Source organism: Frankia sp. CcWB2 (assembly GCF_977927585.1).
The window spans coordinates 9,448-12,388 of sequence record NZ_CDWRCM010000047.1; the positions used below are offsets into that span (position 1 = coordinate 9,448).

Genomic DNA, 2,941 nt, shown 5'->3' on the forward strand with positions numbered 1-2,941 from the left:
GGCCAGCAGCAGCACGGTGTCGTTGGTGGACAGGCAGCCGTCAGAATCGACCCGCTCGAAGCTGACCCGCGAGGACGCCCGGATCACCCGATCGAGGGTGGCGGCGTCCGCGACGGCGTCGGTGGTGACCACCACGAGCATCGTCGCGAGCGACGGCGCCAGCATCGCCGCGCCTTTGCCCATCCCGCCGATGGTGACACCCGGGGTCGTCGACGAGGTGCGGACCGCGGCCTTCGCGACGGTGTCGGTGGTGCGGATCGCCTCCGCCGCCGCGGCGCCGGCGGCGGCGGTATCGGTGAGGTCCGCCACCGCCTTGGTGGCGCCGGCGAGCAGGTTGTCCATGGGCAGGCGGACGCCGATGAGACCGGTCGAGCAGACCGCGACGTCGCCGGCACCGATACCGAGCGCCCCGGCGACGTGCTCAGCCGTGGCGTGGGTGTCGGCGAATCCGGCCGGACCGGTGCAGGCGTTCGCCCCGCCGGAGTTGAGGATGACGGCGCGCAGCCGGCCGTCGGCGAGGGCTTGGCGACTCCAGAGCACCGGAGCCGCCTGGACCCGGTTGGCGGTGAAGATCCCGGCGGCGGCGTCGGACGGCCCGTCGTTGACGACGAGCGCCACGTCCGGACGGCCGGACGGCTTCAACCCGGCCGTCACTCCGGCGGCGCGGAAGCCCCGTGGGGCGGTGACGCTCAACTCAACCCTCTCCTGTCCCCTGTCCGCGTTGCTGGTCGATGTTGCTGGTCGATGGTCCCGCGTCCTTGCCGGCCTGCCGGCCTGCCGAGCCGGAAACGGTCAGGGGGCGATGCCCTGAGCGGTCAGCCCGGCGGTCTCGGGCAGGCCGAGCATCAGGTTGGCGCACTGCAGCGCCTGGCCAGCCGCGCCCTTGCCGAGGTTGTCGATCGCGGTGACGACGATCGCCCGGCCGGTCTCCGGGTCGAAGGTCCCCTGCACATGAACGGCGTTCCCGCCGAGCGTCGCCGCGGTGTGCGGCCAGCGCCCCGGCGGCAGCACCCGGACGAACGGCTCCCCCGCGTAGGCGGACCGCAGCGCCTCGTACACGGCGTCCGCGTCGGTGCCCGGGATGGCCCGGCCGGTACTGGTCGCGAGGATGCCGCGGGGAAGCGGGGCGAGCACCGGGGTGAAGGACACCGTCACGGTCGTACCGGCGGCCCGGGAGAGGGTCTGCGTGATCTCGGGCCGGTGCTGGTGGGTGCCCACCTTGTAGGCGGTCAGGTCACCCATCACCTCGCTGCCGAGCAGGTTCACCGTGGCCGAGCGCCCCGCGCCGGACGTGCCGCTCGCCGCGACGACGACCAGGTCGGCGGGCTCCACGAGACCGCCGGCCAGCAGCGGCACGAGCCCGAGAGAGGTCGCCGTGGGATAGCAGCCCGGGACCGCCACCCGCCGCCTCGCGGCGATCTCCGCCCGCGCCCAGGGGAGTTCGGGCAGGCCGTAAGCCCAGGTCCCGGCGTGCTCCCCCCCGTAGGCGCGCCGCCACGCCTCCGGGTCGACGAGCCGATGATCGGCACCCAGATCGGCGACCCGTACGGTGTCGGGCAGGGTGGCGGCCACCGCGGCCGACTGACCGTGCGGCAGTGCCAGGAAAACGATGTCCGCGTCAGTCCCGGCCAGCGCGGCCGCGTCCGTGAACACCCGGCCCTCCAGGTCGGGCAGGTGAGGATGCACGTCCGTCACCGGCCGGCCGGCGGACGCGTTCGCGGCCAGCGCACCAATCTTGATCTCGGGATGGGCGAGGAGCAGGCGCAGCAGCTCTCCGCCGCCGTACCCGCTCGCCCCCGCAACTGCTGCCGTCACACCCATGATTGCAATTTTATACACGCCAACTCATTGTCATGCAATGGGGCTGGCGTAACCCGCCTCGGCCTCAGGCGCGCAGGGACGCGCCGGTGAGCTCCGCCGCCCGGGCGACCGCCGCGTCCCGCACCGCGTTCGCCTCGGCGGCCGTCAGCGTCCGGTCCCCGGCGCGCAGCCGCAGGCCGAAGGCCAGCGAGCGCTGACCGACCCCGACCTGGGCGCCCTCGAAGACGTCGAAGAGGGTCAGGGACTCCAGCAGGTCACCGGCTCCGGCCCGCAGTGCCGCCGTCACGTCGGCGACCGGCACCTCGATCGGCACGACGAGCGCCACATCCCGGTCGGCGGGCGGATAGGTGGAGATCGTCGGCGCGATCATCGGCGGCGCCGCCGACGCGACCTCGATCAGGGCGTCGAGGTCCAGTTCCATCGCGCCGGCCCGGGGCGGGAGCCCGGCGGCGCCGAGCACCCGGGGATGCAGCTCACCCGCGTGGCCCACGACCCGACCGTCGATCGAGAGCTCCGCGAGGCGGCCCGGGTGCCAGGGCATGACATTGCCGGCCCTGACCGTCAGGGTGACGCCCACCGCCTCGGCGACCACGTGCGCGGCGTCCACCGCGTCCGCCCAGTCCGCGTCCCGGGCCGGCGTGGACCAGCCACCTGGCTCACGGCGCCCGGTGAGGAGCACGGCGACGTGGCGGGGCTGGCCGGGCAGGGTCGAGTCCAGAGCGACGATCTCCGCGGCGGAGGGCCGACGATCCACCGGCGGGGTGACGACGCCCGTCGGGATCCGTTCGCGTTCACGGAACACCAGGCCGCTCTCGAACAGGGCGAGATCGCGCTGCCCCCGGCCGATGTTGCGCACGGCCGCCGCGATCAGTCCGGGTAGCAGGGTCGTCCGCAGGTAGCCGGCATCCTCGGCGATCGGGTTCGCGATCCGGACCGCCGCGCGCCGCGGGTCGACCGCAGCCAGGCTGAGCGCGTCGGCGGCGTCCTCGGGCACGAACGGCAGGGTAAGCACCTCGGCGAACCCCGCGTAGGCCAGTGCCCGGCCCACTGCGCGGTGCATCCGCTGCGCGGCGGTGAGCCCGCGCCCCGCGGGCAGCGACGGCAGGGTCACCGGGATGGT

At 74.4% G+C, this 2,941-nt stretch carries 3 protein-coding genes; all 3 read right to left on the minus strand.

The window, feature by feature from the left end:
- The coding region (locus ACY45C_RS07395) for a bifunctional ornithine acetyltransferase/N-acetylglutamate synthase (RefSeq protein ID WP_462186889.1) at positions 1–693 on the minus strand (693 nt) is incomplete at its 3' end.
- A 99-nt stretch (positions 694–792) separates the two neighbouring features.
- Positions 793–1,821, minus strand: a complete 1,029-nt coding sequence (gene argC, locus ACY45C_RS07400) for an N-acetyl-gamma-glutamyl-phosphate reductase (protein WP_462186900.1) — start codon at positions 1,819–1,821, stop codon at positions 793–795.
- A 64-nt stretch (positions 1,822–1,885) separates the two neighbouring features.
- On the minus strand, positions 1,886–2,941 hold a 1,056-nt coding region (locus ACY45C_RS07405; RefSeq protein WP_462186890.1), incomplete at its 5' end, for a phenylalanine--tRNA ligase subunit beta-related protein.